This is a genomic window from Streptomyces sp. NPDC039465, from assembly GCF_055639315.1.
In genome coordinates, this window is record NZ_JBVKAP010000014.1 from 54,448 (window position 1) to 78,951 (window position 24,504).

24 protein-coding genes and 2 pseudogenes are annotated in these 24,504 nt (G+C 68.9%); 10 read left to right on the plus strand and 16 right to left on the minus strand.

Going from position 1 to position 24,504, the window contains the following annotated elements:
• Nucleotides 1-12: 12 nt before the first annotated feature.
• The 5 genes from ACZ7LT_RS32260 to ACZ7LT_RS32280 all read right to left on the minus strand — a co-directional run bounded on the left by ACZ7LT_RS32260 (nt 13) and on the right by ACZ7LT_RS32280 (nt 5,808).
• Nucleotides 13-1,263 (minus strand): NAD(P)/FAD-dependent oxidoreductase, encoded by a 1,251-nt coding sequence (locus ACZ7LT_RS32260; protein WP_471239654.1) that lies wholly within the window; start codon nt 1,261-1,263, stop codon nt 13-15.
• 208 nt (nt 1,264-1,471) lie between these two features.
• A complete protein-coding gene (gene tal / locus ACZ7LT_RS32265; RefSeq protein ID WP_471239655.1) occupies nt 1,472-2,587 on the minus strand; it encodes a transaldolase in 1,116 nt (371 codons plus the stop codon).
• A gap of 35 nt (nt 2,588-2,622) precedes the next feature.
• Nucleotides 2,623-3,432 (minus strand): helix-turn-helix transcriptional regulator, encoded by an 810-nt coding sequence (locus tag ACZ7LT_RS32270; protein ID WP_471239656.1) that lies wholly within the window; start codon nt 3,430-3,432, stop codon nt 2,623-2,625.
• 1,158 nt (nt 3,433-4,590) lie between these two features.
• A complete protein-coding gene (locus tag ACZ7LT_RS32275; protein WP_471239657.1) occupies nt 4,591-5,208 on the minus strand; it encodes a dihydrofolate reductase family protein in 618 nt (205 codons plus the stop codon).
• Nucleotides 5,209-5,238: 30 nt separating this feature from the next.
• Nucleotides 5,239-5,808, minus strand: coding sequence for a dihydrofolate reductase family protein (locus tag ACZ7LT_RS32280; RefSeq protein ID WP_471239658.1), 570 nt, complete (start codon nt 5,806-5,808; stop codon nt 5,239-5,241).
• A gap of 347 nt (nt 5,809-6,155) precedes the next feature.
• On the opposite strand from ACZ7LT_RS32280, the gene ACZ7LT_RS32285 reads away from it, so the two are divergent.
• Entirely contained in the window at nt 6,156-6,611 is a 456-nt protein-coding gene (locus ACZ7LT_RS32285) for a hypothetical protein (protein WP_471239659.1), read from the plus strand.
• A 45-nt stretch (nt 6,612-6,656) separates the two neighbouring features.
• Here the strand turns inward: ACZ7LT_RS32285 and ACZ7LT_RS32290 are convergent.
• The 9 genes and pseudogenes from ACZ7LT_RS32290 to ACZ7LT_RS32330 all read right to left on the minus strand — a co-directional run bounded on the left by ACZ7LT_RS32290 (nt 6,657) and on the right by ACZ7LT_RS32330 (nt 13,172).
• A protein-coding gene (locus ACZ7LT_RS32290) for an IS5 family transposase (RefSeq protein ID WP_471239660.1) occupies nt 6,657-7,501 on the minus strand; the annotation gives its coding sequence in 2 pieces (ribosomal slippage) (nt 6,657-7,171 and nt 7,171-7,501; 846 coding nt in all).
• 37 nt (nt 7,502-7,538) lie between these two features.
• Nucleotides 7,539-8,009 (minus strand): hypothetical protein, encoded by a 471-nt coding sequence (locus ACZ7LT_RS32295; protein WP_471239661.1) that lies wholly within the window; start codon nt 8,007-8,009, stop codon nt 7,539-7,541.
• Nucleotides 8,010-8,187: 178 nt separating this feature from the next.
• Nucleotides 8,188-8,712 (minus strand): P-loop nucleotide/nucleoside kinase family protein, encoded by a 525-nt coding sequence (locus ACZ7LT_RS32300; protein ID WP_471239662.1) that lies wholly within the window; start codon nt 8,710-8,712, stop codon nt 8,188-8,190.
• A gap of 327 nt (nt 8,713-9,039) precedes the next feature.
• Nucleotides 9,040-10,264 (minus strand): annotated as a pseudogene (locus ACZ7LT_RS32305) (beta-ketoacyl-[acyl-carrier-protein] synthase family protein).
• Complete coding sequence (locus tag ACZ7LT_RS32310) at nt 10,261-10,512, minus strand: acyl carrier protein (protein ID WP_471239663.1); 252 nt, start codon at nt 10,510-10,512, stop codon at nt 10,261-10,263. Before ACZ7LT_RS32310 ends, ACZ7LT_RS32305 begins: the two are co-directional and overlap by 4 nt.
• Before the next feature lie 169 nt (nt 10,513-10,681).
• Nucleotides 10,682-11,089: an alpha/beta fold hydrolase gene (locus ACZ7LT_RS32315; protein ID WP_471239664.1), complete on the minus strand. Its 408-nt coding sequence runs from the start codon at nt 11,087-11,089 to the stop codon at nt 10,682-10,684.
• A gap of 18 nt (nt 11,090-11,107) precedes the next feature.
• Complete coding sequence (locus tag ACZ7LT_RS32320; protein WP_471239665.1) at nt 11,108-11,578, minus strand: alpha/beta fold hydrolase; 471 nt, start codon at nt 11,576-11,578, stop codon at nt 11,108-11,110.
• Between the two features lie 804 nt (nt 11,579-12,382).
• Nucleotides 12,383-12,928, minus strand: coding sequence for a Clp protease N-terminal domain-containing protein (locus ACZ7LT_RS32325; protein WP_471239666.1), 546 nt, complete (start codon nt 12,926-12,928; stop codon nt 12,383-12,385).
• Nucleotide 12,929: 1 nt separating this feature from the next.
• Nucleotides 12,930-13,172, minus strand: coding sequence for a hypothetical protein (locus ACZ7LT_RS32330; RefSeq protein WP_471239667.1), 243 nt, complete (start codon nt 13,170-13,172; stop codon nt 12,930-12,932).
• A 132-nt stretch (nt 13,173-13,304) separates the two neighbouring features.
• Here ACZ7LT_RS32330 and ACZ7LT_RS32335 point away from each other — a divergent pair, with 132 nt between their 5' ends.
• Nucleotides 13,305-13,487 carry a hypothetical protein gene (locus ACZ7LT_RS32335; protein ID WP_471239668.1) on the plus strand — a complete coding sequence of 61 codons (183 nt, stop codon included), beginning with the start codon at nt 13,305-13,307 and terminating at the stop codon, nt 13,485-13,487.
• Between the two features lie 204 nt (nt 13,488-13,691).
• Complete coding sequence (locus tag ACZ7LT_RS32340) at nt 13,692-14,225, plus strand: hypothetical protein (protein ID WP_471239669.1); 534 nt, start codon at nt 13,692-13,694, stop codon at nt 14,223-14,225.
• Nucleotides 14,226-14,608: 383 nt separating this feature from the next.
• Here ACZ7LT_RS32340 and ACZ7LT_RS32345 read toward each other — a convergent pair whose 3' ends face one another.
• A complete protein-coding gene (locus tag ACZ7LT_RS32345) occupies nt 14,609-15,139 on the minus strand; it encodes an MmyB family transcriptional regulator (protein ID WP_471239670.1) in 531 nt (176 codons plus the stop codon).
• A 340-nt stretch (nt 15,140-15,479) separates the two neighbouring features.
• On the opposite strand from ACZ7LT_RS32345, the gene ACZ7LT_RS32350 reads away from it, so the two are divergent.
• From ACZ7LT_RS32350 to ACZ7LT_RS32380, 7 genes and pseudogenes are all read left to right on the plus strand, one after another.
• On the plus strand, nt 15,480-16,493 hold the full coding sequence (locus tag ACZ7LT_RS32350; RefSeq protein WP_471239671.1) for a hypothetical protein: 1,014 nt from the start codon (nt 15,480-15,482) through the stop codon (nt 16,491-16,493).
• 731 nt (nt 16,494-17,224) lie between these two features.
• The gene (locus ACZ7LT_RS32355; protein WP_471239672.1) at nt 17,225-17,629 is read left to right on the plus strand and encodes a hypothetical protein; all 405 of its coding nucleotides are present in this window, start codon (nt 17,225-17,227) and stop codon (nt 17,627-17,629) included.
• A gap of 183 nt (nt 17,630-17,812) precedes the next feature.
• Complete coding sequence (locus ACZ7LT_RS32360) at nt 17,813-18,844, plus strand: hypothetical protein (protein ID WP_471239673.1); 1,032 nt, start codon at nt 17,813-17,815, stop codon at nt 18,842-18,844.
• A gap of 296 nt (nt 18,845-19,140) precedes the next feature.
• Nucleotides 19,141-19,341 (plus strand): annotated as a pseudogene (locus ACZ7LT_RS32365) (zinc-dependent alcohol dehydrogenase); the annotation flags it as partial.
• A gap of 387 nt (nt 19,342-19,728) precedes the next feature.
• Nucleotides 19,729-21,063 carry a DUF4241 domain-containing protein gene (locus ACZ7LT_RS32370; protein WP_471239674.1) on the plus strand — a complete coding sequence of 445 codons (1,335 nt, stop codon included), beginning with the start codon at nt 19,729-19,731 and terminating at the stop codon, nt 21,061-21,063.
• A gap of 273 nt (nt 21,064-21,336) precedes the next feature.
• Nucleotides 21,337-21,525: a hypothetical protein gene (locus ACZ7LT_RS32375; protein WP_471239675.1), complete on the plus strand. Its 189-nt coding sequence runs from the start codon at nt 21,337-21,339 to the stop codon at nt 21,523-21,525.
• A gap of 204 nt (nt 21,526-21,729) precedes the next feature.
• The gene (locus ACZ7LT_RS32380) at nt 21,730-23,283 is read left to right on the plus strand and encodes a transposase (RefSeq protein ID WP_471239676.1); all 1,554 of its coding nucleotides are present in this window, start codon (nt 21,730-21,732) and stop codon (nt 23,281-23,283) included.
• A 3-nt stretch (nt 23,284-23,286) separates the two neighbouring features.
• On the opposite strand, the gene ACZ7LT_RS32385 is transcribed toward ACZ7LT_RS32380, so the two are convergent.
• Nucleotides 23,287-24,480 (minus strand): FAD-dependent monooxygenase, encoded by a 1,194-nt coding sequence (locus tag ACZ7LT_RS32385; protein ID WP_471239677.1) that lies wholly within the window; start codon nt 24,478-24,480, stop codon nt 23,287-23,289.
• Between the last annotated feature and the right edge of the window lie 24 nt (nt 24,481-24,504).

The window sequence follows — 24,504 nt, forward strand, 5'->3', positions numbered from 1 at the left end:
CTCTCCAGGCTGTCACCCAGCCGAGTCGGGGCGGTCGAGAAGGACGCTCAGCGGGACGTCGGGGTCAGCGAGTCCCGTCGCGTCGACCGGGCGCCCGGAGGTCACCAGGGCGCGGATCGGGTCAGTGACGTCCCAGACGTTGACGTTCATGCCGGCCAAGACCCGGCCCTCGGCGAGCCAGAACGCGATGAACTCGCGGGTGTCCCTCCGGCCGCGGAAAACCACCTGGTCGTAGCCGCCGGGCTCCACGTAGCCGGTGTACTCCATGCCCAGGTCGTACTGGTCGGTGAAGAAGTACGGAACGCGGTCGTAGGCCACGTCCTGGCCGAGCATCGCCTTGGCCGCGACCTGCGGCTGGTTGACGGCGTTGGCCCAGTGCTCGACACGGATGTGCTTGCCGAGCAGGGGGTGGAAGGCGTTGGCGACGTCCCCGGCGGCGTAGATGTCCGGGAGCGAGGTGCGCAGGTGGGCGTCGACGCGGATGCCGTTGTCCACCTCTAGGCCGGCGGCGTCGGCGAGCTGGGTGTTGGGGGTGATGCCGACCCCGACGATGACCGCGTCGGCAGTGATGCGGCTGCCGTCGGCCAGCAGCACACCGTTCGCCCGGCCGCCGGCGCCGGTGATCTCGGCGACCTGGACACCGAATCGCAGGTCCACCCCGTGATCGGTGTGCAGGTCGGCGAAGATCTGGGAGACCTCGCGGCCCAGCACCCGCAGCAGCGGCAGCTCCGCCATCTCCAGCACGGTGACCTCTACGCCGGCCGCGCGGGCGGCGGCCGCGGTTTCCAGACCGATCCAGCCGGCGCCGATCACCACCATGCGGGAAGCGGACTCGAAGGATCCTTTGATGCGGTCGCTGTCGGCGAGCCGGCGCAGGTAGAGCACTCCGTCGAGGTCGGCTCCAGGCACGGTCAGGCGACGCGGTGAGGAGCCGGTGGTCAGGAGCAGCTTCGCGTAGCCGATGCGGCTGCCGTCAGCGAGCGTCACCACGTGTCCGGCCGGGTCGATCGCGGCGGCCGTGGTGCCCAGGCGCAGGTCGACGTCGTGCTCGGCGTACCACTCGGGGGGATGGACGTAGACGATGTCACGCTCGTCCTTGCCCAGCAGATAGCCCTTCGACAGCGGCGGGCGTTCATAGGGCCGCTCGTTTTCCTCTCCGAGCATCACGATCCGGCCGTCGAAGCCCTCTTCCCGGAGGGTCTGTGCTGCCTTCGCACCGGCCAGGCTCGCTCCGACGATCACGAATGCTGTGTTCGCGGCCATGTTCTCTCCTCTGCTGCGTCGGCTCGGCCCACAGGCGGATGGCGATCCACTCCCTGCCGGGCGTCGCCCGTGGCCAGGCCATCGTCGTCGATGGCCCTGCGCTGTCAGCGGTTGATTTGTTCCCCGGTGTGTCTGCCGATCGGTCGGCGCCAAAGACCGTGGCGCTGGGACCGTTCGTCGGCGGCCGGCCGCATCAGGCGGCGTTGCGTCAGGCGGCGTTGCGCGTGGTGTGCAGTTCGGCCTCCAGTTGCTCAACCAGCTCGTTGCCGGAGGCGGTGAACTTGGCGATGCCCTCGTCCTCCAGCACACGCACCACGTCGTCGTAGGACACTCCGACCCTCTCCACGTCATCCATTACCTGCTGGGATGCCGCGTAGGTGCCATGGATGGTGTCGCCGTGGATGCGGCCGTGGTCGGCGACCGCGCGCAGGGTCTGCTCCGGCATGGTGTTGACCACCCCGGGCGCCACCAGTTCATCGACGTAGCGGGTGTCGGCGTAAGCGGGGTCTTTCACCCCGGTGGAGGCCCACAGCGGGCGCTGGGGCCGCATCCCGGCAGCAGCCAGCGCCTGCCACTCCTCGGATGCGGTGGCCTGTTCGAAGTGCTGGTAGGCCAGACGTGCGTTGGCGATCGCGGCCCGCCCGCGCAAGTCCAGCGCCTCCCGCGTGCCGATCTTGTCCAGCCGGCTGTCGATCTCGGTGTCCACCCGGCTGACGAAGAAGGAGGCCACCGACGCGATGGGCGCCAGGTCACGCCCCGCTGCATGGGCCCTACCCATACCGTCCAGGAAGGCGCGGAGCACTTGGTCGTAGCGGTTGAGGGAGAAGATCAGCGTCACGTTGATGCTGATGCCTTCGGCGAGCGCGGTGCTGATCGCCTCCAGGCTGGGCTGGGTGGCGGGGATCTTCACGAACATGTTCGGCCGGTCCACGAGCCACCACAAGGCCCTTGCCTCGGCGATCGTCGCCGCCGTGTCGTGAGCGACACGCGGATCCACCTCGAGCGACACCCGCCCGTCCACCGCGCCGCTGGCCTCGTACACCGGTCGCAGTACGTCGCAGGCCCACCGCACGTCGAACGCCGTCAGCAGCCTGACGGCTTCCTCCGCCCGGACCCCGCGCCGGGCCAGATCACCGACTTGCTCGTCGTAGCGGGCGCCCGAGCGGATCGCCTTGGCGAAGATCGTCGGATTGCTGGTGATACCCACCACCTGCTGGTCATGTACCAAGTCGGCCAGCCCGCCACCGGCGAGCCGCTCCCGGCTCAGATCATCGAGCCAGACAGCTACGCCTTCGGCGGCCAGCCGGTCCAGGTCCTCGCCCATGATCTTCTCCCATGCGTCGTCTCGCGGGATGCCGTCTACGTTGCGTCCGGATCCTCTGTGGGCTGGGCGCAGACCTCTTTCGCACACGCCCCAGTGGCAGGACCGGGCACGCTCGCACCGCTGGCTGCGGCGCGTAGTTCCACACAGCACCGTCCCGGGTGAGGGGCGAGGGCCGCGTCGATGCCAGCCGCCTGCAGTCCGGTGAGGAAGCCGCCGAGGAAGGCGTGGTTGATCGAGCACACCAGCTCTGGCGATCGGGCGGCCAGCGGGTGGAAGGGGCAGTTCAGCAGCCGCACCTCGGTCGGGGCCTGCCGGTCGGGCTCGAAGCCGAGCTTTTCCAGTACGGACTCGGAGAGCGTGAGGGAACGCTCGGGCCCCAGGCGGCCGGGACGGCTGCTGGCGCGTGTTGCGGCTCCCAGTTCCTCGCCCCGGCGGCGGGCCGTGCGCAGTGCGGCCGACTGCGCGTCTTCGCCCTGCTGCTGGTCGAGGACCGCGTCGATGAGGATCTCGGCCAGGACGTCGGGGCGGCGTTCGGGGATGCTGATGCGGATATCGGTGTCGGCCGGCTCGTAGACCTTGGGCTTGCGGCCAACCCTGCGGATGCCGCCCGGATTGTCGTAGCGGGAAGTCAGCAGTCCGGCCGCGACGAGCTTGTCCAAGTGGAAGGCCGCCAGCTTGGCCGAGATCCCGGCATCGCCGGCAGCCTCTTCCCGGGTCACGGGCCGGTGGGCGCGCCGTATGAAGTCGTACAGCCTGCGGCGCACCTCATCCGCGAGCACCGACACCGCTTCCACCCCCGAAGCAACGGGTGCCTGAGGAGAAGCCGCGGTCAGGTCAGAGGTCATACGTCCACAGTAACTCCAATTCACGTATGTGGAACTGGTCAGCTCCGCGTTTCTCCCCAGGCAGGAGGATGGCTGCGGAAATATATCCAATGCTCATTGGCGAAACCCTCGGGAGAGGATACCCAGCGAACTGCGCAGCAGGCGAAACAGCCGGTCAGCGCCGCCTCGTCGGCCCGTACGGGCACCGATTCCGTCCGATCGGTCCCGTGCCGATCGGCGCATGGGTGGGCAGCCTCGACATCGCCTCCCATCCCGTGGACGATCCCGACTTCCTTGCCTGCGGAGCAATGTGGCTGATCGGCGTGGAGCGTGATCGGGGCGCAGATCGCCCCGATGGTCGGCTTCCCGGACCTATGTGCCATCCCCGCCAGCACGCGCCCCTCCGGTATCGGCCTCATCCACATGACGCTGAACCTGCTGGTGACCACCGCGTACGCAGGCAGCTTCCTGTCGTCCGGGAGCGTACGGTCCGGCAGCGTCCGGGGCGGGGCAGCGCGTAGTGAGCGCCGTGTTGCCGACCGTGCTGTTGCGCAGCCTGACGCCGGGGGAGTTCTCGCAGTGGTCGCTGAGCGGGGCGCTGGCCGTACGGTGAACGGCGCGCCCGGCCAGGCGGGGCCGGCCCGACTTAGGCGCGCCTGAAGATGGGTGTCGACCCCGATGCACGGGGCTGGCGCGGCGGGTGATGGTGGGGTGCAGGAGCATCCCTGATGCCTCGTGCGGCGCTGGACCGTAGTGGCGCGCCGCTGGGGCAGCTTGGGTGTTCGTGGCCGAAAGGTGCTGGTCATGGCACGGATGCCGAAAGTCGAGCTGTACGCGGCGATCCTGCGTGACCATCGCGGTGGCATGTCGATGCGGGAGCTTGAGCGCAAGCACGGCGTGACGTGTCGGACGGTGCGGAGGGCGTTGGACTCGTCCTGGCCGGAGCCGCGGAGGCCGCGCCGGGTGTAGGCGGGCGCCTCCGGATCCGTCGTCGACTCCCCGCTGTCGCGAAGGTCGTAGCGCACGACACGGCGCCAGCCGGCGGCGAGGCGCTCGCACAGCGCGTCGGGCCAGGAGAGCATCGTCGTCCCGCCCGCGAGCAGGACGAGTGGCGCGTCGTCGGCACCGAGCGACTCGATGCCCAAGGTGATCTCATTGACGCTGACAGTGGTCATCGGATCACCGGACGACGTCGTAGGTCAGGTGCGTCGCGGTCGATGTCGGGATCACGCTCCGCTGCACCAGCGTGCGCGGCGCTTGGCCGGTGAACAGTGGGGTCCCCGCGCCCAGCATGATGGGCGCGAGGTGCAGCGTCAGCGCGTCGACCAGCCCGGCGTCGAGCGCCGAGCCGACCGTGGCGCCGCCGCCCATGAGGATGACGTCGAGGTCGTTGCCGCTGGCCGACGAAGCCGCCTCGGCTCGCTCGCGCGCGGCGGTGACGGCGTCGGGCAGACCGGTGGTGACGAATGTCCAGCCGAGGTTGGTTGTCCGCACCGACTCCGGCGGCGAGCTCGTCACGACGACGAACGCGGGCTTGCCGACCTCGCCGGCGCCGTAGCCGCGCGTGTCGTCCCAGCCCTTCGGCCCGTCGACCACGTCGAAGAGGTGGCGGCCGAGGACGACGGCGCCCGAGCGGGCGGTCCCCTCGCGCAGGACCCGGCGGTCGTCGGGGTCGTCGGAAAACGCCCATCTGTGCAGGGCCTCGCCGCCGGTGCCCAGACCGTTGTCCCGGCTGGGGTCGGGCCCGGTGACGAAGCCGTCGAGGGAGACGGAGATGTCAGCGATGATTCGAGTCATACCAGGGCAGACCCGATCCGCCGCCCAAACTCATCGCTCACGCACCGCGCGGTAGCGGAGGTGGACGACTTTCGAGCTGAAGGTGCGTGTCTCGACGAGTTCGAGATCCACCCGGCGCTCGCTTTGGGGGAAGAACGGGATGCCGCCGCCCACCAGCACCGGGTAGACCATGATCCGGTACTCGTCGATCAGACCCAATGCTGCCGCCTCGGCGGCGAGAGTCGCGCCGCCGATCGCGATCTCGCCCTCCTCCGGCTCGGCTCGCAACCGCTCGATCTCCTCAGCCAGGCCGCCGGAGGCCAGGCGGGCATGGCCCTGCACCGCCGACAGCGTGGTGGAGAACACCACCTTCGGCAGCGGCTTCCAGAGCGCGGTCCACTCGCGCATTGAGTCGTCGAGCGATGGATCCTGGTCGGCGGTCTCCCAGTACAGCATCGTCTCGTACAGCCGTCGCCCCAACAGGTGCACGCCGACCTGTCGAATGTCGTCGATCCAGAAGCGAAAGACCTCCTCGTCGGGCGCCGTCCAGTCGAATTCGCCGTCCGGCCCGACGATGTAGCCGTCGAGTGAGACGCTCATCGAATAGGTCACGCTGCGCATCAGACGTCCTCCTCGGGAACGGGCTCGACAGTATGACCGCCCGACACCGCAGGACTCATCGAGGCTCGCGGGATCCCCCGAGCCGAGTCACCTCACGAGATCATTTCGTTGAGAAAACCCGCAGCGTGCCCTGTGAGCCAACGCAGGAGGCCAGCTCCGGCACAGTCTCCGCCCGCACCACGCGCCCTGCCCGCTCCGTAAGCGGCTTCCTCGAGTATCGGGCGCCGCAAGACGATCAGGAGCCGATCTGGTACAGCGCACACAGCCTCAGCTCCCTTAACGATGTCCGTAACTACGACGCGTTCGGTTGTCTCTTCGGGGTCCGCAACTACGCGAACTTCCGTCCCTTGGCCGCAGGCAGGGGGTTTCCCGCCGACGCCTCGGCCACCGTGAGTGCACGGTTCGCCCAGCTGACCGAGTGGTACGGGGAGGACGGCTTTCACAGCACCACGTGGATCACGTGGGCCGAGGTGAAGGCGGTCGACTGGGACGAGCCTGCAGAGAAGCCCGACAGCCGGCTACACCAGTACCGCCGGACCCAGGATGGACTCAGGTTCAGCGGCAAAGCCGGCTGGAGTCCTCAATTCGCCGAGGCTGTCGGCCTCAAAGCGGGCGAGGTGCGGGAGTGGCCCGAAGGAAGTGAGTGGCTTGTTGGGGACACGTTCTACAGATCAGTCACCATCCGCCGCAGAGATGCCGTCACCGAAACCGGCGAGTGGCAACCCGTCTGGGAAGCCATGAAGGAACTCGCAGCACAGCACGGTGACGACAACGTACGCCTCGTCGTGTGGTTCGACGACTGAGCAGGGCACTGCGACCGCGCATCGCCGTTGGATGCCCCTTCCGGGTCACCTCGCCGACCAGATGAAGATGGCCGCGACGTGGAGCCCGGCGAGGTAAATGGTGGCGGTCTTGTCGTATCGAGTGGCCAGGCCGCGCCACTGCTTGAGCTTGTTGATGCACCGCTCGACCGTGTTGCGCTGCTTGTATGCCTCGCGGTCGAAGGTCGGCGGACGGCCGCCGAGGCGGCCGAGCCGTTTGCGGTTCGCGGCCTGGTGGGCCGGCTGCGGAATCACCGCTCTGATGCCGCGCCGACGGAGATGGTTGCGGATCGCCCGGGACGAATACGCCTTGTCGGCCAGGACCGCCTCCGGGGTGGTCCTGGGCCGGCCGACCGGCCGCGACACCCGTAGTCGGGCCATGACCTGGGCGAATGCGGGTGCGTCACCGGCCTGGCTCGGCGTGAGGACAAAGACGAGGGGCCGGCAGCGGCTGTCGGCGGCGAGGTGGATCTTTGTGGTCAGTCCGCCGCGGGACCGTCCGAGGGCATGGTGGTCCGGCTCGCCGGCCGGGGCCCCTTTTGACGGGCCCCGGCGGCGTGCTGATGAGCACGGACGATGGTGGAGTCGACCGCGACGACCCAGTCGAGGTCGCCTTCGGCGTCGGCCTGGGCGAGCAGGGCGGTGAAGACCTTCTCCCAGGTCCCGTCGGCGGCCCACTTCCGCAGCCGGTTGTGGGCGCCCTTCCACGAGCCGAAGTGCTCGGGAAGGTCCATCCACGGTGTTCCGGTGCGGTACTTGAACGCGATCGCGTCGATCACCTGCCGGTGATCACGCCACCGCCCTCCCCGCTTCGGGGTCCTGTCCGGCAGCAACGGCTCGATGCGCGCCCACTGGGCGTCAGTCAACGACACGCATCACCCAACGATCAGATGATCCGAAGGAAACGGCCTAGGCCTCAGGGTCGGGGGAGGTGCGTTTGTAGTGACATATGTAGGGATAGGGGTCCCCGCCGTCCGCACGGACAGTCCCGTCCATCCACAGCTTTCCGTGCTTCAGATAGAACGTCAGAGACTGGTGGTCGTTGTGATTCTTGAAACGAAGCACCAGATAAGGCGTCAGGCCGGGGTCGTTGTTGACCCCATGCCATTTCCCGTCGCTTGAACGGCGTGTCACCTCCGAATCCGGCCCGGGGCCGTCCCACTGGACCGGAAAGTCCTTGCTGGAGAAGGTGTAGTCGTCGCGTAGCCGGACGATCGGCGATCCGCATTCCCCGTCCCCGTCCCACCGGCCGACCAATTCGGCATGAGTGACGGCCTTCGGAGTGGGGGTGGGTTCGGCCGTCCCGCAAGCGGACGGGGCGACTGCCATCACGGTGGCAGTCGCAAGGCTTGCGCCCATGCGAAATATGTCGAATTGCACGCTGTCTACTTCCAGCCGTTGGATGACGCCCAGTATGCCGGTCGATGATCCGAAGGAGACCGCCTAGGGCCTGTCCGGCGGATCCTTCTACTCGGCACGCCTGGCACGACTTCGTGGGCTGATCCCCGAGTGTGCCCAAGGCTGCCGCTCCCGACGTTGGGCCGCGTCAAGGTTGGGTTCACGTGAGCGACGGCCACCGATCGGCAGCCCACTCCAGCCATCCCGACCATCCAGGAGGCGGACCTCCGATCTCATGCCCTCCGAGTTCGGCGGCGTCGGGCTCCTCAAACAGCGTCCTCCAGTGCACGAGGTCCGCTTCGCTCATCGGGAAGGTCTGATCCGGGGTAGCCGACTGGCGATGGGCGATTCGAGCACGTTGGGTCTCATGGTCCACCGGCACGTACACAAGGCGGCAGTCTGCCCCCGCAGACTCGACCAACCAGCGGATCGCGGATCTCTCGTCACGGGACCAGCATCCGAAGTCCAGGACCACGTCGGTTCCAAGTCTGAGCGCCTCCAGACCGAGCCAGAGCAGCCGGCCTTCCAGCACGTCGCGCTTCCCATCCGCCTCCGGCTCGCCGAACAGCGGAATCATCCATTCATCCGGCGTCAGCCGCAGGGCGCCGTGCTCCTCGGCGAGTTGCCGAGCCCTCGTGGTCTTGCCGGCGCCGGGCAGGCCGATCGTCAGAAACAGCGTGGTCACATCCCGATCGTAAGCAGGAAGACCAAGTGCAGGGCGACTGCTTTTCTGCCGGGATCGCCGGGCCGCGCTGCGGTTGGGCAGCGCGATGACAGCCAGTGGTGGTGACCGCACTAGTCCCAGGCAAGTGGACCGATGTCCTGCTCATCGGCTGATTTGTCCGCACGGGGATGCGTTGCTCGTCGAAGACCGAGGAGTACCTGCTGGAGGTGACGACGGTGACGTGGTGGCCCATCTCTCTCAGACCGACGGCGAGACCGGCGTACCGGAGGACGTCACCGGTGGACCCCCAGGTGGCCAGGACGATGCGCCGGCGTGCCGGGTCGCCGCTCATGGCGCTGTGAGGACCAGGACGGCGTTCTGTCCGCCGAATCCGAAGGAATGGCTGACGGCGGCGCGTACGCGTGCGTGGCGGACCCGGTCGGTGACGCAGTCGATGTCGAGGTCCGGTGCGGTCTGCTCGAGATTGGCGATGGGTGGCACCTGCTGGTGCTGGATGGTGAGGGTGGTCAGCGCGGCCTCGATGGCGCCCGCGGCGCCGAGGGTGTGGCCGAGGACCCCTTTCGGGGCTGTGACGCTCCGATGATGAGGCAACGTCCGTGCGATGAGGGCGGCTTCGGTCATGTCGTTGGCCCGGGTGGATGTTCCCTGCGCGTTGACGTGGTCGATGTCGCGGGGGGCGAGGCCGGCTTCGGCGAGCGCGGCCCGTAGGGCCGTTCGGCTCCTGGCGCTCCTTCCGGGTGGGCGGTGGGGTGGTAGGCGTCGGAGGTGGTGGCACACCCCGCCAGCAGGGCGCGGGGGCGCCGGCCACGGGCGCGTGCGTCCGCCGCCCGTTCCAGGACAAGGACGCCCGCGCCCTCGGCCATCACGAATCCGTCGCGGTCGGCGGCGAAGGGGCGTGAGGCGACGGTCACGTCCTCGCTGCGCGTGGACAGGGCTCCGGTGCGGTGGAAACCCGTGGTCGTCAGGGGGCTGGTCGACGCCTCCGTGCCGCCGGCGACGGCGATGTCGCACGCGCCCAGGCCCAGCAGGTCCCGGGCGGTGACCAGGGCGGTGGCACCGGACGCGCACGCCGTGGACACGCAGAGACTTGGGCCGCGCGTGCCGAGATCGATGGAGACCTCGCCTGCCGCCATGTTCGGGACGAAGTGGACGGTGGCCAACGGGGACACCAAGTCGGCGCCTTGGGTCAGCAGGCGGCGGTGCTGGTCCTCCCATCCCCAGGTGCCGCCCATGCTGCAACCGATGACGACCGCCACGCGGGCGCCGTCTCAGTCGTGCGGTCGAGCCCGGCGTCCCGCACCGCCTCGCGTGCGGCGAGTACCGCCAGCTTGACGAAGCGGCTCATGCGCCAGGCCTTCCGGCCGCCGATATGCCGGCGTAGGTCCTCCAGTTCGGGCACTCGGCAGGAGAAGTCCACCGGCAGACCGGCCAGGCGGGGGTCGCGGGTGGCGGTCGAGACGCCGGCGAGGACGCCCTTCCACGTGGCGTCGACGCCGTCGCCCGCGGCGGTGATGAGGCCGATGCCCGTGACGGCGATGTCGTGCCGGGTCATGGTGCGGTGGTCCCGGCGCCGTGGCCGGCTTCCAGCGATGTGGTCAGCTCGGCGATGGTGGTGGTCTTGGCGACGACGCCGGCCGCAGGCTTGACACCGAGACGCTCCTGAAGGGTGAGGGCGAACTCGACCAGAGCCAGCGAATCGAGATCGAGCGAATCCAGGGTCGCCTGAGGGCGAAGGTTCTCGGCCGGAACCTCGAAGTCGTCCGTGAGGACGCGGCGGATTGTGGCGGCAACATCCGACATGGGAAACCTCCCGGAGAAGAAGGGACGGCGTTAGCGGAGACCGAGAAGCAGACCGTCCCCGGCATGGGCGGCACCGGTGCCCTGACGAGCCGACGGGCGCGACGGGTACGTACACCTCCGGGACCCGAGCGGCCGCGGGTGACCCAGGCGTACGGGCGGCACTCACCCGTCACTCCGCCTCGCGCTCGGCGGCAAGGGCGACGGCCGAGGGCTGTGCCGAAGGCGTGAGGTGCCCCGTGAGGTGCCCAGTGAAGTGCCGCAGCGCGAGCTCAGCCACCTCCGCGGGGCGTTCCAGCAGTACCCAGTGGTCCGACGAGTCCAGGACGACAAAGGAGCTGCCCTCGATGGCCTCGGCGAAGGCACGCTGCTTCGCCACCGGACTGAGCGTGTCGTGCCCGCCGCTGAAGACCAGTGTGGGCACACCCTTGAGGTCGCCTGCCGTCACGGTGGTGCAGCTGCCCTCGAACGCCCGCTGAATGACATCTCTCGCGTTCTGCATCCGCAGGTGGTGCAGCACGGTCCGCCGGACATAGCGGTAGACCAGCTTGCGGTGGAGCACCGGCAGCTCCGGGTCCATGCAGAGCATGCTCTCGGCTCACCCGGACGCGAACTCCTCGTCGTCTCCCGCCGCCAGCATCGCTGAGAGCTGCCGCAGGCGAAGACGCTGCGCCGCCGTTGTGCCGGCCGGGACGGCGCCCATCATCAGCCGGGCGACCCGCTCGGGCCGGTGCAGGGCGTAGAGGTGGGCGATGACGGAACCGTACGAGTACCCGAACAGGTTGACCTTCTCCGCTCCCAGGTCGTCGACGACCTGCCCCACCGCCCGGCACAGCGTGGCCGCAGAGACTTCCGTACTGGGAGCCGTCCTGCCCTTGTCGGAGGAGGCGATGGTGACCACGTCGGCCACCGGGCTCAGTTCCTGCTCCATTCGGTACCAGTCGTACATGCCCTGGAACACACCGCCCAGGAGCAGGATCGGATGGGTTCGCGGCGAGGGTTGGCGGAGCACGCGGTAGGTGTACTGCAAGCCGTCCAAGGTGAGATGGCGGATCAGTTCGTCCGGCATGGTTCTCCGTACAGTGTCAGGCCGAGGGGCGGCCGGTCGGTGGAGGCGTCGGGCCGGGGCGGGGCATCGGGTCGGGGTGGGGCATCGGGTCGGCGGAGGCGTCAGGCCGGCAGGCGTTCGGCTGGCGGGGGGCGTCAAGGAGTCAACGAACGCCTGGTACTTCCTGAGCGATGTGGAGGTCGCCGGCGCCGCTTCCCCGCGCGGCACCGTGGTTGCCTTCGGTGACTCCCTCATCGACGGGACAGAGCCACGCCCGGCGCCGAGGCCCGCTTCACGGACAAGCTCGCCGAACGCCTCGTTGCCGCCCGCCGCCCGCTGGACGTCGTCAACGCCGGCATCGCCGGAAACCGGATTCTCAACGACTCTCCCTGCTACGGGGACAAGGCAACCGACCGCTTCCGGCGCGACGTACTCGACCGCCCCGGTGTACGCACGGTGATCATCGACCGGGGCGCCAACGACATCGGTGCCCCCGATGTGGACGACCCCTGCATGGGCCCCGCACCTCGCGTGACCGCACGCCAGGTCATCCAGGCCCACACGTCGACCGTGCCCTCGCGAGCCCTGGCGATCCCGCCCTGCCGCGCCCCGGCTACGTTTTCCGGGACGGCCTGCACCTCAACGAAGCCGGATCCCACGCCATCGCCTCCGCCGTAGACCTCGACACGCTCTGAGAGCCTCCCCGCGCCGCAGCGGAAGCCATCAGCGTTCCCCGCCCCAGGCCTTGTCGCCTCGCCACCCGTCTCTTTCGGGCGCGAGGCGACAAGGCCTGGTCGTCCAGCGCGCCCGTACCCGTAACCGTCGCTACGAGGCGTCCCTGGTTAGGCGAGCAAGCACCGCCTCGCGCAGGGCATCGGCGTCGACATCCAGCGCCGCCAGGACGTCGAGGCCGCGGCCTTCTCCCGCAGCAAGCATGCCCAGCAGGATGTGCTCGGTGCCGAACCTCTCCTTGCCCAGCGCTCGCGCCTCGCTCAGCGTTTGTTCGAGTGCCTTCTTGGCATCCGGGGTGTAGGCGGGCCTAGGGTACTGGAAGGCGCCGGGGCCGAAGTTGTTGTCGGCCTGACGCTGAATCTCCTCCACGTCGATGCCGAGGGATGACAGAGCGTCCTTCGCGGGTTGGCCACCGGTGGCAACGATTCCGGCGACCTCCAGGATGCGTACCGTCTCCTCCCTGGCTCGCGTGAGCTCCACGCCCTGCTCGCGCAACACGTCCCCCGCGGTGCTCTGGTCGGTGCCGACCAGGCCGAGCAGCAGGTGCTCCGTACCGATGAAGTCATAGCCGAGGGCGATCGCCTCGTCCTGGGACAGCACCACGGCGTGCCTCGCGCGGTCGGTGAAGAATTCGAACACGTTACTTCTCCTTGCCTTCGGCTTTGCGCCTGCTCGCATGCTTCTCGTGCACGGACTGCCTGCTGACGTTCAGGGACGTGGCGATGCTCTGCCACGACCAGTGCTGGTCGCGGGCGTTGTCGACATGAACCCGCTCGAGTTCCTCCAGGAGACGACGCAGGGCGACGACGGCCTGCAGTCCCACCGCGGGGTCCTTGTTGGTGACCTGTCCGGCCAGTGAGGCCGGTGTGTCCTCAGCTTCCATGCCTGTCAGGCTGCCCTGACACTTCATGAGTGTCAAGCAACCCTGACAGGGCCACCGGGATCATCTGACGACAGTTCAGGTGCGGCGCCCCAGTCGGCTGGATGCCATGACGAATTCGCTTACCGTCGCGGCGTGTTCGAGGAGCAGCTCGAGGACGGCGTCGCACAGCGGCCGGCCAGCGCGCGAAGCTGGGGCCGGGGCCGTCACATCCGTGACGTCGGCGAGGTCGTGATCGAGGAAGCGGATATTGATCGAAACCTCTTGAGCATCCCAGAGTTGCATCCCCGTGTCGGAGTTCGGTTCGGCATGGCCTGACCGTGTGCCGGTGCAGGTGCACGGGAAGGAAGCCGATCCGTTCTTCGCAGAGGGCATTGACGCCGCCCACGCGCTGGGGGCCGACCGGGCTGATGCGAAGATGGGTGATCGACTTCCTCGCCCCGCGCCGGGTGCATTGACCCGCAGCGTCGCATCGGACGTCACAGCTGCGGGCTGACCCACCGAACCGAACCAAGGAGAAACATGCGTCTGACCAAGACCCTCGCCACCGGTGTCGTCGTGCTGAGTGCCCTCGGCATGCTGACGGGCTGCGGGGACCACGGCGCGGCTGCCTCCGACGGTCCGCTGAGTGGCCTGCCGACGGCGAACACCATGGCCGACGTCCAGAAGGCCATCACGGAGCGCGGAGAGGACTGCAGCCCCCTCGAGCGGAGCCGCGAGGGCAAGTCCTACATGGTGGACGAGGCAAAGGACCCCGCCTGGGGCATCAAGGAGCGCGCCGTCTGCTTCGACAAGGGGGGCAGTTCCGTCACTGTGCTCCTCATCGGTGACATGACCAAGTTCCAGGAATCCTTGGCCAAGGACGGCGGCGGCACCTTCACGGTCGGCCAGAACTTCGCTCTCGCCGGCGAGAGCGAGACCTTCGGCGCGACCCTGAATCGGAACGGTCTGCGCACGTTGTCATGCGACCCGGACGACCGAGGGAGCGTTCCCAGCGGCTACGAGATACATGAGGGTCAGGTCAAGGGCTGCTTCACCACGAACTACGACGCGTAGCCGCCCGCTCCGCAGCCTTGGACCCCCGTCAGGCTCGGACCCGTTTGGGGTCGGGCATGAAGGTGGACCAGGCCGATCATCGCGGGCCGCTCCTGGCAGGTCTCGGCCGGCCGCCTACTGAGACAGTCGTCTCCGGGCAGCTCGGCCTTGTCACGCGACGCGTACCAGTTGGGGATCTTCCGCCTGGCGATGACTTGCAGTGGCCCCACGGGATCGTCGTACTTTCCTGGTAGTGGTCGAACTGGCGCGGGTACGCGATCCAGGTCTCCTGGGCCGGCATGTCGGCCTCGCCGGTGTCTCGGCCACGGCGCCGGATGGCCCCGGCCCGCCGGGATCACGGAGAAGGCCGCACGGGGATCCGTGCGGCCTTCTCGTGGGGCGTCTCACATGGGTGTGTAGAAGCTGAGATTGATACGGGCTCCAGGGGCCGTGACGGGTTCGGCGAGGCAGGTCATGAGCCGGCCGGGTCCGTGAACGGCGTGGCGGATGGGAAGCTCGGAACCGTCGAAATAGGGGACTGGGGCCGCCGCATGCTTTCGGTAGAGCGGTCCGGCCACGGGGTCGTTGAGGACGTCGTACGCGAGACGGCCGAGCGCCGGGTTCTCCGGGCGTAGCTCCACGCTGTGCTTCAGGTGGGGCATCATGGCCGGCACCCAGCGGGTCTCCCATTGCATCAGGACGTCGGTGCGGGCCTCGGGGTCCAGGAGCATCCAGCGCATGATGTTGGCGGGGGCTTGTCCGCGAGGGAAGACGCGTCGGAAGTCCTCGTTGTGGACGACGATGTCCCATTCGGCGTCGCTGATGTGCGCCAACGCACCGTGGATGTGGTCGGCGACCCGCTGCCACGCTCCGGCTATGGACGTCCCCGAGCTGCCGTGCAGGGCATGGGGTGGGCTCTCCTTGCGGGTGATCATCCACAGGAACGCCCACTCCTGCTCGTCCAGCCGCAGCGTCCTCGCGACCGCGGTGAGGAGGTCAGCACCGGGGCCGGCGAGTTGACCGTTCTCGAACCGGTTGTACGTGCCCGAGGTGCGTGTTCACGGACGCCGAGGACGCCGACTCGCTGACCGACAATCTGGGCACCTTGTTCCGCAAGGCGTGGCGGACCTACCACGCCACCGGAAAGCCGGTCCAGGGCTCCCTCAACGGCTGCCAGGACGCTCCGCTGGTCACTCCCGGCCAGTACCTGGACAGGTTCACCGGGGGCGCGACCTCTACTACAAGGTCAAGAAGCGGCCGGACCAGCGGCTCCAGGTGAGCGCCACCGCCGTCGCCGAGGAGGGGTACTCCCGCGGTTCCATCATCACCGTCACTGCCGGCCCTCCGGGCAACGGCAAACCCCGCGACTGGCTGCGGGAGTTCGAACAGTCGATGGGGTGGGCGAACATCATCTCCACCGGAGGTCGCAGCAAGCCCGGAGCAGGCAACGAGACGCCCGCGCCGGACGACGCCGGCTGCATCGTGGTCGAGAACCAGGTGACCCGGTCCGGCGACAAGCCGATGCCCGTCGAGCTTCTCGTCGGCATCGCCGACAAGACGACCCAGCAGGCCGGCGCGCGGACTCCGAAGCCCCGCACCGGGCCCGACGCCGAGGGCGGCTTCTCCTTCAACAGCGCCACCCCGATCGGACCGGGCACCCACCGGCAGTCCATCGCCGTTGGTGAGGCCCCCTTCTGGCGGGTGGAGCTGAAGGCCGGCCAGAAACTGACGGTGAAGGCCGGCGTGGACATCCCCGCCGACTTCCCCAACTCGGCCACCAGCGGGTGGAGCGTCACCGTCTACAACGCCCAGCGTAAGTCGACGCTGTGCAACGAGGACCACCGCTCGACCGAGCTCTTCACGGGCAGGACCGGGCACTTCGAGCGGGTCTGCGGGCCCTGGGACATCACCGAGCAGGACGACGCTAAGAGCCCCGACGCCAAGGGATACGACGTGCCCGGCACGTACTACATCCAGGCGCAGGTCGCCGAGCCGAACGCCAAGGCGAAGGGCATTGTCGTACCGATCTCGCTGACCGTGGACGTCTCCGGCACACCGCGCTCCGGAAACAGCCCGGTGTTCTTCTTCGGTGACGACGCCGCCCAGGGCCCCTCGCCGTCCGGCGCGACCGGCAACGGCGAACAGGCCGGGACCGGCGGCGCAACGGCTGCCGCGAAGGACGACGCCTCACCCCTGGGCAAGCTCGCGCTGCCGGTCGGTATCGGCGCCGGGGTCCTCCTGCTCGGCGGCATCACCTTCTACGCCCTCAGGCGCCGCAGGACGGCCTGACACCCGCGCCGGAGTACCTGAGCTTGCCGATGCCTCCGGCGTTGACCCGCCGGGGCCGCACCTTTCGGTGCCGGCCCCGGGGCCGAACTTGTTGGCACCGACGCCGGAACACCGCCGCGGTCGCGGCCCCGCTACGACGTCGAACGCCTCCTCGCCACCGGCGAGGCATGCACCCGCCCGGCGCACCACAAGACAGGCACCAAACCGCGCCGCGTAGCGCCGGTTGATCCTCCACCCAACCTCATCACCACGAACCCGACGATGTTGGATAGCGGCATGGTGAGAAACAAGACGGAGAGGAAGAAACGGACCGACTTCGGTTCATTCCGAAGGGCATCGTCCTGCTGGCGACGCCGGAGGGCTGGCGCACCAGCGTCCTCACCGTGGAAGGAGGAATGCTTTGCGGACGCCTTGACGTGCCGATCAACAGCGCCCCACAAGACGCGCGGGCCGCGGCGGCGGTGATGGTGACGGCACTCGCGCGCGACTTCCACGGAACCGAGGTCGAGGTGAACTGGGATCCGCCCCAGGAGCCTTGGTCATGGACCGCCGACGTCACCGTCACTGAGCCTCCGCCAACTTGAAGTCGCTGGTCAAAGGGCTGGTGTGCCGGTCTGCCGGGGTGCTCATGCTGGTCGTGGGCGTCAGTCTGCGGAGAAGATCGTCTGGCGGGGCGGTTGGATCGCCGGTTCTTGCCCGCTGCGGCCGGAGGGCCTTCTACGATCCTGTGCGTGCTGGATCCCGAGCTGCTGGAACGGATCACCGCACGACGTGTGGAACTGGACGAACTCGAAGAGCAGCTGGTCAAGCAGCTGGCGGAGGTGCGGGCCGAGCGGGACGAACTCGCCGTCGCCGAACGTGTCTTTGAGCGGGTGAGTGAGCAGCCCGCCGACGAACGCGCCTCGACGGTGCCGGCTTCCGGGCAGGTGGGCGGCCGAGCGGTGATGCTGATCCCGCACCGCGAGCCGGGCGTGGAGGAGACCATGCTCCCGCCGGACTACCAGCGCATCCTCGCCGCCGTGCGACAGGCCGGCGGACCGGTCATGACTCGGCAGGTCGGCGAGATGCTGGGAGTGGACGTCAGGGTGCGGTCCAAGCTGGAACCGCTGCGGGGGGAGGCTGGTCAGACTGACTGACCGCCGCTGGCTGCGGAAAATGCCCGACGGCCAGTTCACCACCCGCCTATGAGCGGTGACGCAGCCGCCTGATTGGCTCTGTTTCACGAGAACGGGCTCTGACAGCGCCGGTGCTGGGGTGAGCCTGCCGGGGGTGCAGCGCCCCTCGGTGACCGGAGCTTTCAGGCGTCCAAGGTCGCGTCCATGACGAGGACCACACCCGCGCGCCCTCGCGATGTCGAGGCGCTCTTCCCGGAACTGGCCGCCTTTCGGGGGACGACAACTCGGCTCCATCCACGGCCGGGCAGACCAGTCCTTTCAGCCAGTTCCGTGGGCGGTCCTATGCTGTGGCCGGCGGACGAGCTGTGGCCGGTATGCGGCGAGGCACACGGCCGTGGGCGTGGTCGACGCCCGGCTGACATCCGTCGCTATCGGCGGGTTCTAGCTTCCGCATGGACTGGCGAGCAGGCTCCCGGCCCGACGGATGAGGAACGGAAGCTCCTGGGCGAGCTGCACCGGGAGCACCGGATCCCCGGGGCATCCGAGACCGACCCGCTGCCGATGATCGGCCTCGCGCAGCTGTACCGGCGGGATGTGCCAGACCTGCCGGCAGGGCCGGGCGACTGCGATCTACTTCAAGTGTTCTGGTGTCCCTTCAACGCGCACGGCCCGGGCCGGTACGACTTCGAGCTACACCTGCGCTGGCGGCGGTCGTGGGAGGTCGGCGACGTGCTGACCACACCGCCACAGCCGCTGGTCGTCGGGTCCGACGGCTTCGTGCCCGAGCCCTGTGTGCTGCACCCGGAGCAGGTGTTCACCTACCCGTTCGCCGGCCTTCTGCCCGAGGAACTGTGCGCCCGGATCGACGCCTGGGAGGAAGCCCTGGAAGAGGAGGCCGAGCAGACGGCGGACGAAAGCACGACAGAGCCGCTCGGCTACCAGTACGACTTGTCCATCCCGCCCGGCTGGCGCGTGGGCGGCTTCGCCTCCTGGCACGCGACCGACCCGTACCCCATGGACTGCCTGACCTGCACGACACCGATGCACCTGCTGCTGACCATCGACAGCTCGGAATGGGACGGCGGCACCGGCAGTTGGAAACCGCTGGAGGATCAAAACCAGCCCACTCACCGTTATGCCACTCCCACGGAGGTCACTGTGGGCCGCTGGGGTGAGCTCAACGTATTCGCCTGTCCCAAGGAGCCCGAGCATCCCCACCGCTGGAGCATCCAGTAGCTTCGTGCCCCTGAGGAAGCGCGGCGAGCGTAACCGCGTCACCCCCCCGGGGGCCGTTGGAATTGTGCGACGAAACCCACCGTCCGCCGCTGGCGCGACGAGCTGATCGGACTGCTCGCCGCTCAGGCACCACGCCTGGACCCCTGAAGAAGGTCGCCAAGCAGGGCGGGGAGGTGGTCCTGATCGACGGCACCCTCATCCGCACCAGACGCCGCACCGGCAAGGCCGACCGGCGGAACTACTCCGGCAAGTACCACGGCCACGGCCTGCACTTCCTCGCCCTGACCAACGAGAAGGGCGTCCTCGACATGTACCTCACCGGCGTCACAGTGCGCATCGCCTGCGACCACGTCCGCGCCCACACCCCCGACGCGCTCGCCGCAACCGGCACCGTCGCCCCCGAACGCGTCGTCTCCCACGTCCTCGACCGGGAACAACTCCCCGACGCCCTGCCCGAGAAGAAGCACCTCAAGCCCGTCTTCATCCGCGAAACCACCCCGACCCGGGCCCGGCCCCGGCCCCGGCCCCGGCCCCGGCCCCGGCCCCGGGCCCCGGCCCCGGCCCCGGCCCCGGCCCCAGCCCCAGCCCCGGCCCCACGCCCTGACCACCACAGCGCAACGGCCGTGCGCACGCCGCTCAACTCGGCGAGAGGGTCTGGGGCCACTTCAGCGCGCGTGACAGCAGCCTCGCCCTGTGGTCGTCCACGGCTGAGGGAATGTGTGAGCTGAACGGATGACGTTCACCCTCCTCTTGCAGCGGCTGCCAGAGTGATTGCGTGCTCGCTCGTCGAGTTCGGACGGGCCTGTTGCTGGCCCCCTGCATCGGCCCTTGTCAGTGGCGGTGTCTACTGTGTCGTCAGGTTCAGGCGAGCGGGCGGTGGTCGTATGGGTGGGGATCAGGGGCCGGGGACGGTCGTCGAGGTGGCGTACGCCCTGGCGTGGGATCTGGAGGCCCGCGCGCTGTGGCGGCCTCTGGCCGCCGAGGCGGCGCGGGAGCGCGATGTTGCGGGGCTGCCGTACGTGGCCGTGTACCGGATCTCGGGCCGGGACGTTCCGCTGGAGGTCAGGTTGGTTTCCTGGCGGGACCACTATGTCGGCGTGTGGCTCTACGACGCCCAGGGCCGCCGCACCGACGAGCTGGATCTGCGGCTGCTGGACGATCAGAGTCGGCTGCTCAACCGGCGTATCCGCAAGTGGCAGTACGCCGGGCTGGAGATGGCGGAGTTCGACGACGAGTGCCCCCGCTTCGAAATGGAACTGTTCCCCGACGGCAAGGGCTCGATCACGCAGGAGCCCCAAGGCGCGAGCGGGCGGATGCTCGTCACGGTGCCCGGCGCCGATGTACAGCGTTGGCAGGTGCGTCCCGGGTTCGAAGACTGGCCGGTGTTCGCCGCCCTCTGGCAGAGGCTGCCGGGACCGGTGGCGCTCCAGGCGGCGGCACTCACCTCAACCGCAGATGCGGCGGAGGCGTCCGACGACGCGTCCGAGGCACCTGCCGCCTGCTGGCGACCGCCTCGCCCCGCGCAGGCCGGGCCGCTCGACGCGCTGTTTCGGCCCGGGACGCGTGTGACCGACGGATACCACCCCGAGATGACCGTCCTGGAGCCACGTCAGACCGGGACTCTGAATGTGCCGAGCGGGCTGCTGGCCATATCCGGCCCGGACAACGTCTTCGACGAAGGGCCCGCCATCACGGTCCCTGTCCCGCCGGGGGAGTACGTGCTCGAAGAAGCCCAGGTCCGCGTGGGGTACGACTGCGAGTGGAGCCAGGGCTGGGTGACCCGTACGGACACCACGGCGGTCCGGCTGCGTGTCGGCGAGACCCCCGCCGCATCGTGGGAGATGGCCCTCGGGCCGGATGACGACCCCCGGCTCCTGGGGGAGAACGAGATCTTCGGCTTCAGTACTGACGGTGCGACCGGCTCCTTCGCCGATGCCGGCGCCTGGGAGTCGCTCCACCGTCTCTTCGAGCGACACCTTGTCCGTGGGGAGCCGGGTGTCGGGGAGGACATCCCCGACTCCATGTACCTCCTGCGCACTCGCGACGAGGCGTCGGGCGGCGAGCTGGTCGCCTTCGCGACGACCCGCGACGGTACCTACCCCGTGTGGGTGGGGCGATCCGCAAACGGGAACGTGGCCGAGGTGGTGGTGCTGGTGGAAGGGATGCTGACGGTGCTACAGAACGGCAGTGCCGACGGTGCGGACGCGGTGCCGGCTTGAGACCGGGTGTACACCTGCGGTCGCGCGCCTCTGTGTCCGTCCATCCGGCGCTGCCCGGCCTGACGCCGCCGCGCGTACGGCACGGCGGCCCGGATCACGACGCCGAACTGCCGCCACTGTAGCGAGACCGACGCCGACGGCGCCGTCGGCGTCTACCAGGGCAATGACGAGCTCGACATCGAGGCGACGGCCGAGTGGGCAGGTGGCCGCGGAGCACTTGGTCTCTCTTCGGCCGCACGTCGGCCCCTACCGATACTGCTGTCTGTACTCTTCTTGAACTACGACAGGGAGTTCGGCATCTCCAGCGCGCCGTACTGCCTGACGGACTGCCCGCGCGCCTTGGTCGCCATTCACCAGCAGTCAGTGCCTGTTCTGAACCTGGCATCGCAGCTCATCGCCAGCGTGGCCGAGCGAGGGACAACCAGTGCCATTCGCGATGTGCTCACAGGAACGGCAGCGTGAACGGAAGCTCGAAGGCCCGAGGTGAGTCTGAGGCAGGCGCCACATTGGCGAGGCAGGTCGGCCCCGGAGCCCTAGCTCAGACACCAGGGAGCAAGTAACCCGCTGGTAGCTTCCAGTCGTTCACTTCTGCCGTTTCCCGGCGCCGCGCACCTTCGTTGAGCCGACCGGGTGAATGCCTGGAGGGTCGACGGCAAAGGGGCGGGTGTGCGTCCCGGCGACTTCGAGGCGGCCCGTACCGTGCACTACGCCGCGATCCGCCAGCCGATGGACCCCGCCGCGTTCATCACCGGCCTCCAGCAGCGGATGACGAACGGCCTGGACCGGCTGTCGGCGGCACTCGCAGACGGCTCGGCGGGCGGGGTGAAGGTCACCACCCGGCACGGCGAGCCGTGGATCACCGTGCCCAAGCTGGAGAAGCTGGACGAACCCACCGGCCTCCAGGCGCTCAAGGACGAGGTCGTACGCCGATGGGGCGTCCTCGATCTCCTGGACGTGCTGAAGAACGCCGACTTCGACACCGGCTTCACCGACGAGTTCTCCTCGGTCGCCGCGTACGAGCGCATCGACCGCACCGTCCTCCAGCGCCGCCTGCTGCTCGCGCTGTTCGCCCTCGGCACCAACATGGGCATCCGCGCCATCGTGGCGACCGGCGAGCACGGCGAGACCGAGGCCGCCCTGCGCCACGTACGCCGGCATTTCATCACGGTCGACAACCTGCGGGCCGCCGTGACGAAGCTGGTGAACGCCACCTTCGCCGCCCGCGACACCTCGCGGTGGGGGCAAGGCACCGCGTGCGCGTCGGACTCAAAGAAGTTCGGCTCCTGGTCCTCGAACTTCATGACCGAGTACCACGCCCGCTACGGCGGCAACGGCGTGATGATCTACTGGCACGTGGAGCGGAAGAACGTCTGCATCTACTCGCAGCTCAAGAGCTGTTCGTCGTCCGAGGTCGCGGCGATGATCGAGGGCCTACTGCGGCACTGTACGGACGCCGAGATCGAGTCCAACTACGTGGACACGCACGGCGCGAGCGTGGTCGGGTTCGCGTTTACCGAGCTGCTCAACTTCCGCCTGCTGCCGAGGCTGAAGAACATCGGCAGCATCCGCCTGTACCGGCCCGACGACGACCCGCCCGGCTGGCCGGCGCTCGGCGGCTCGCTGACCCGCGCGATCCGCTGGGACCTGATCGCCCAGCAGTACGACCAGATGGTCAAGTACGCCACCGCCCTGCGCCTGGGGACAGCCGAGGCCGAGCAGGTCCTGCGGCGCTTCACCCGGGGCGGTCCCAAGCACCCCACCTACCAGGCCCTCGAAGAACTGGGCCGCGCGGTGCGCACGACCTTCGCGTGCGACTACCTCGCCAGCCCCGACCTGCGCCGCGAGATCCACGGCGGCCTCCAGGTCGTAGAGAACTGGAACTCGGCGAACACCGTGCTCCACTACGGCAAGGACGGTGCCCTGACCGGCCCGGACAAGGAGCACGCCGAGACCTCAATGCTCGCACTGCACCTGCTCCAGAGCAGTCTCGTGCACATCAACACCCTGCTGCTCCAGCAGGTGCTCGCCGAGTCGGCGTGGGCGAAGAAGCTGAGCAACGATGACCGGCGCGGGCTAACCGCGCTGTTCTGGTCGAATATCAATCCGTACGGCACCTTCCGGCTGGAGATGGACAAGCGCCTCGACCTTGGCCCCCTGGCTGTTCCCCGCCCGCGGCGGGCCACCGAGGACGTGGCACAAGCAGCGCGATCAACCCCATGAAGGTCAGAGTCGTGAGCCACGGGCCCGGGAGTCTCCATCCGTCCGGATGGTCAGCAGTTCGCCGCAGTCGTGGGTGTAGAGCCAGGCTGTGGCCTTCTCGTAGAAGAGGCGGACCGCCAGCGGCATCACCAGGTCGCGTATCCGCCGGGTGAGCGGGCCTGCCGTCTTGGCGTCGCGGTTGTCCGAGGCGGCCTTGACCATCTTGGCGATACGGGCCGAGCGGGCGGCTTCGTACGCCGAGAGGGCGGCCGCCACCGAGGGCTCCGCAGCCAGTGACTGGGCCAGGACGAGTGCGTCCTCCAGGGCCATCGACGCGCCCTGGCCCGCACCGACGGGGTGTCCGGCGTCGCCGAGGAGTGCGATGCGGTCGTTGTGGCGGACCGGGACCGTGTCGAGTTTGTGCATCAGGGTCGGGCGGTGGAGTTCGGTGGTGGCCTCGAGGATCGCGGTCGGCAGTTGTTCGTGCCGGTGCAGTTCGCCGAGGCGGTGCAGCCATTGCGCGTCCGTGAGGGCGAGATCCGGCTGTGCGGGGCAGGCGACCTGGGCCGACCACCAGACCTTGCCGCCGGGGGCGGCGAGGTGGATGAAGGCGCCGTTGCGGGCGAAGGTCATGTTGAAGACACCGGGGTCGGTCTCGATGCTTTCGGCGATGCCCGAGATGCTGTAGAGGCCGGCGTACTCGGGGGTGGGCGCGTGCGGGTCGAGCAGTGACCGGGTGGCCGACCAGATGCCGTCGGCGCCGATGAGCAGGGACGCCTCCGCCGTACGGCCGCTCGCGAAGACCGCCCGTAACCCTGCCTCGGTGGTGACCGCGTCCACCAGGCGCTCACCAGTGACGATGCGCGCCCCGGCCGCCAGCGCCTCCGCGCGCAGCGACGCGACCAGCGCGCCCCGCATCAGGGTCACGCTATACAGCTCGTCGCCGCTCAGCCGACCCCGCGGCACATCGCCCAGGAGCTTGCCCGAGCTCGACCACATGCGCTGGCCCGGCATGTCGATCCCGGCCCCCCGTACCTGCTCCAGCACGCCAAGGGAGCGCAGCACCCGCAGGCCGTTGGACGCCAGACTCAGGAACGAGCCCACCTGACCGGCTGGTTCGGCGTACGCCTCGTAGACCGTGACCTCCACACCGATGCGCCGCAGCGCTATCGCGCCGGCTGCTCCGGCCACTCCGCCGCCTATGACGATGGCAGTCATCTGCCCTCCCTGATCTCTCCTGCA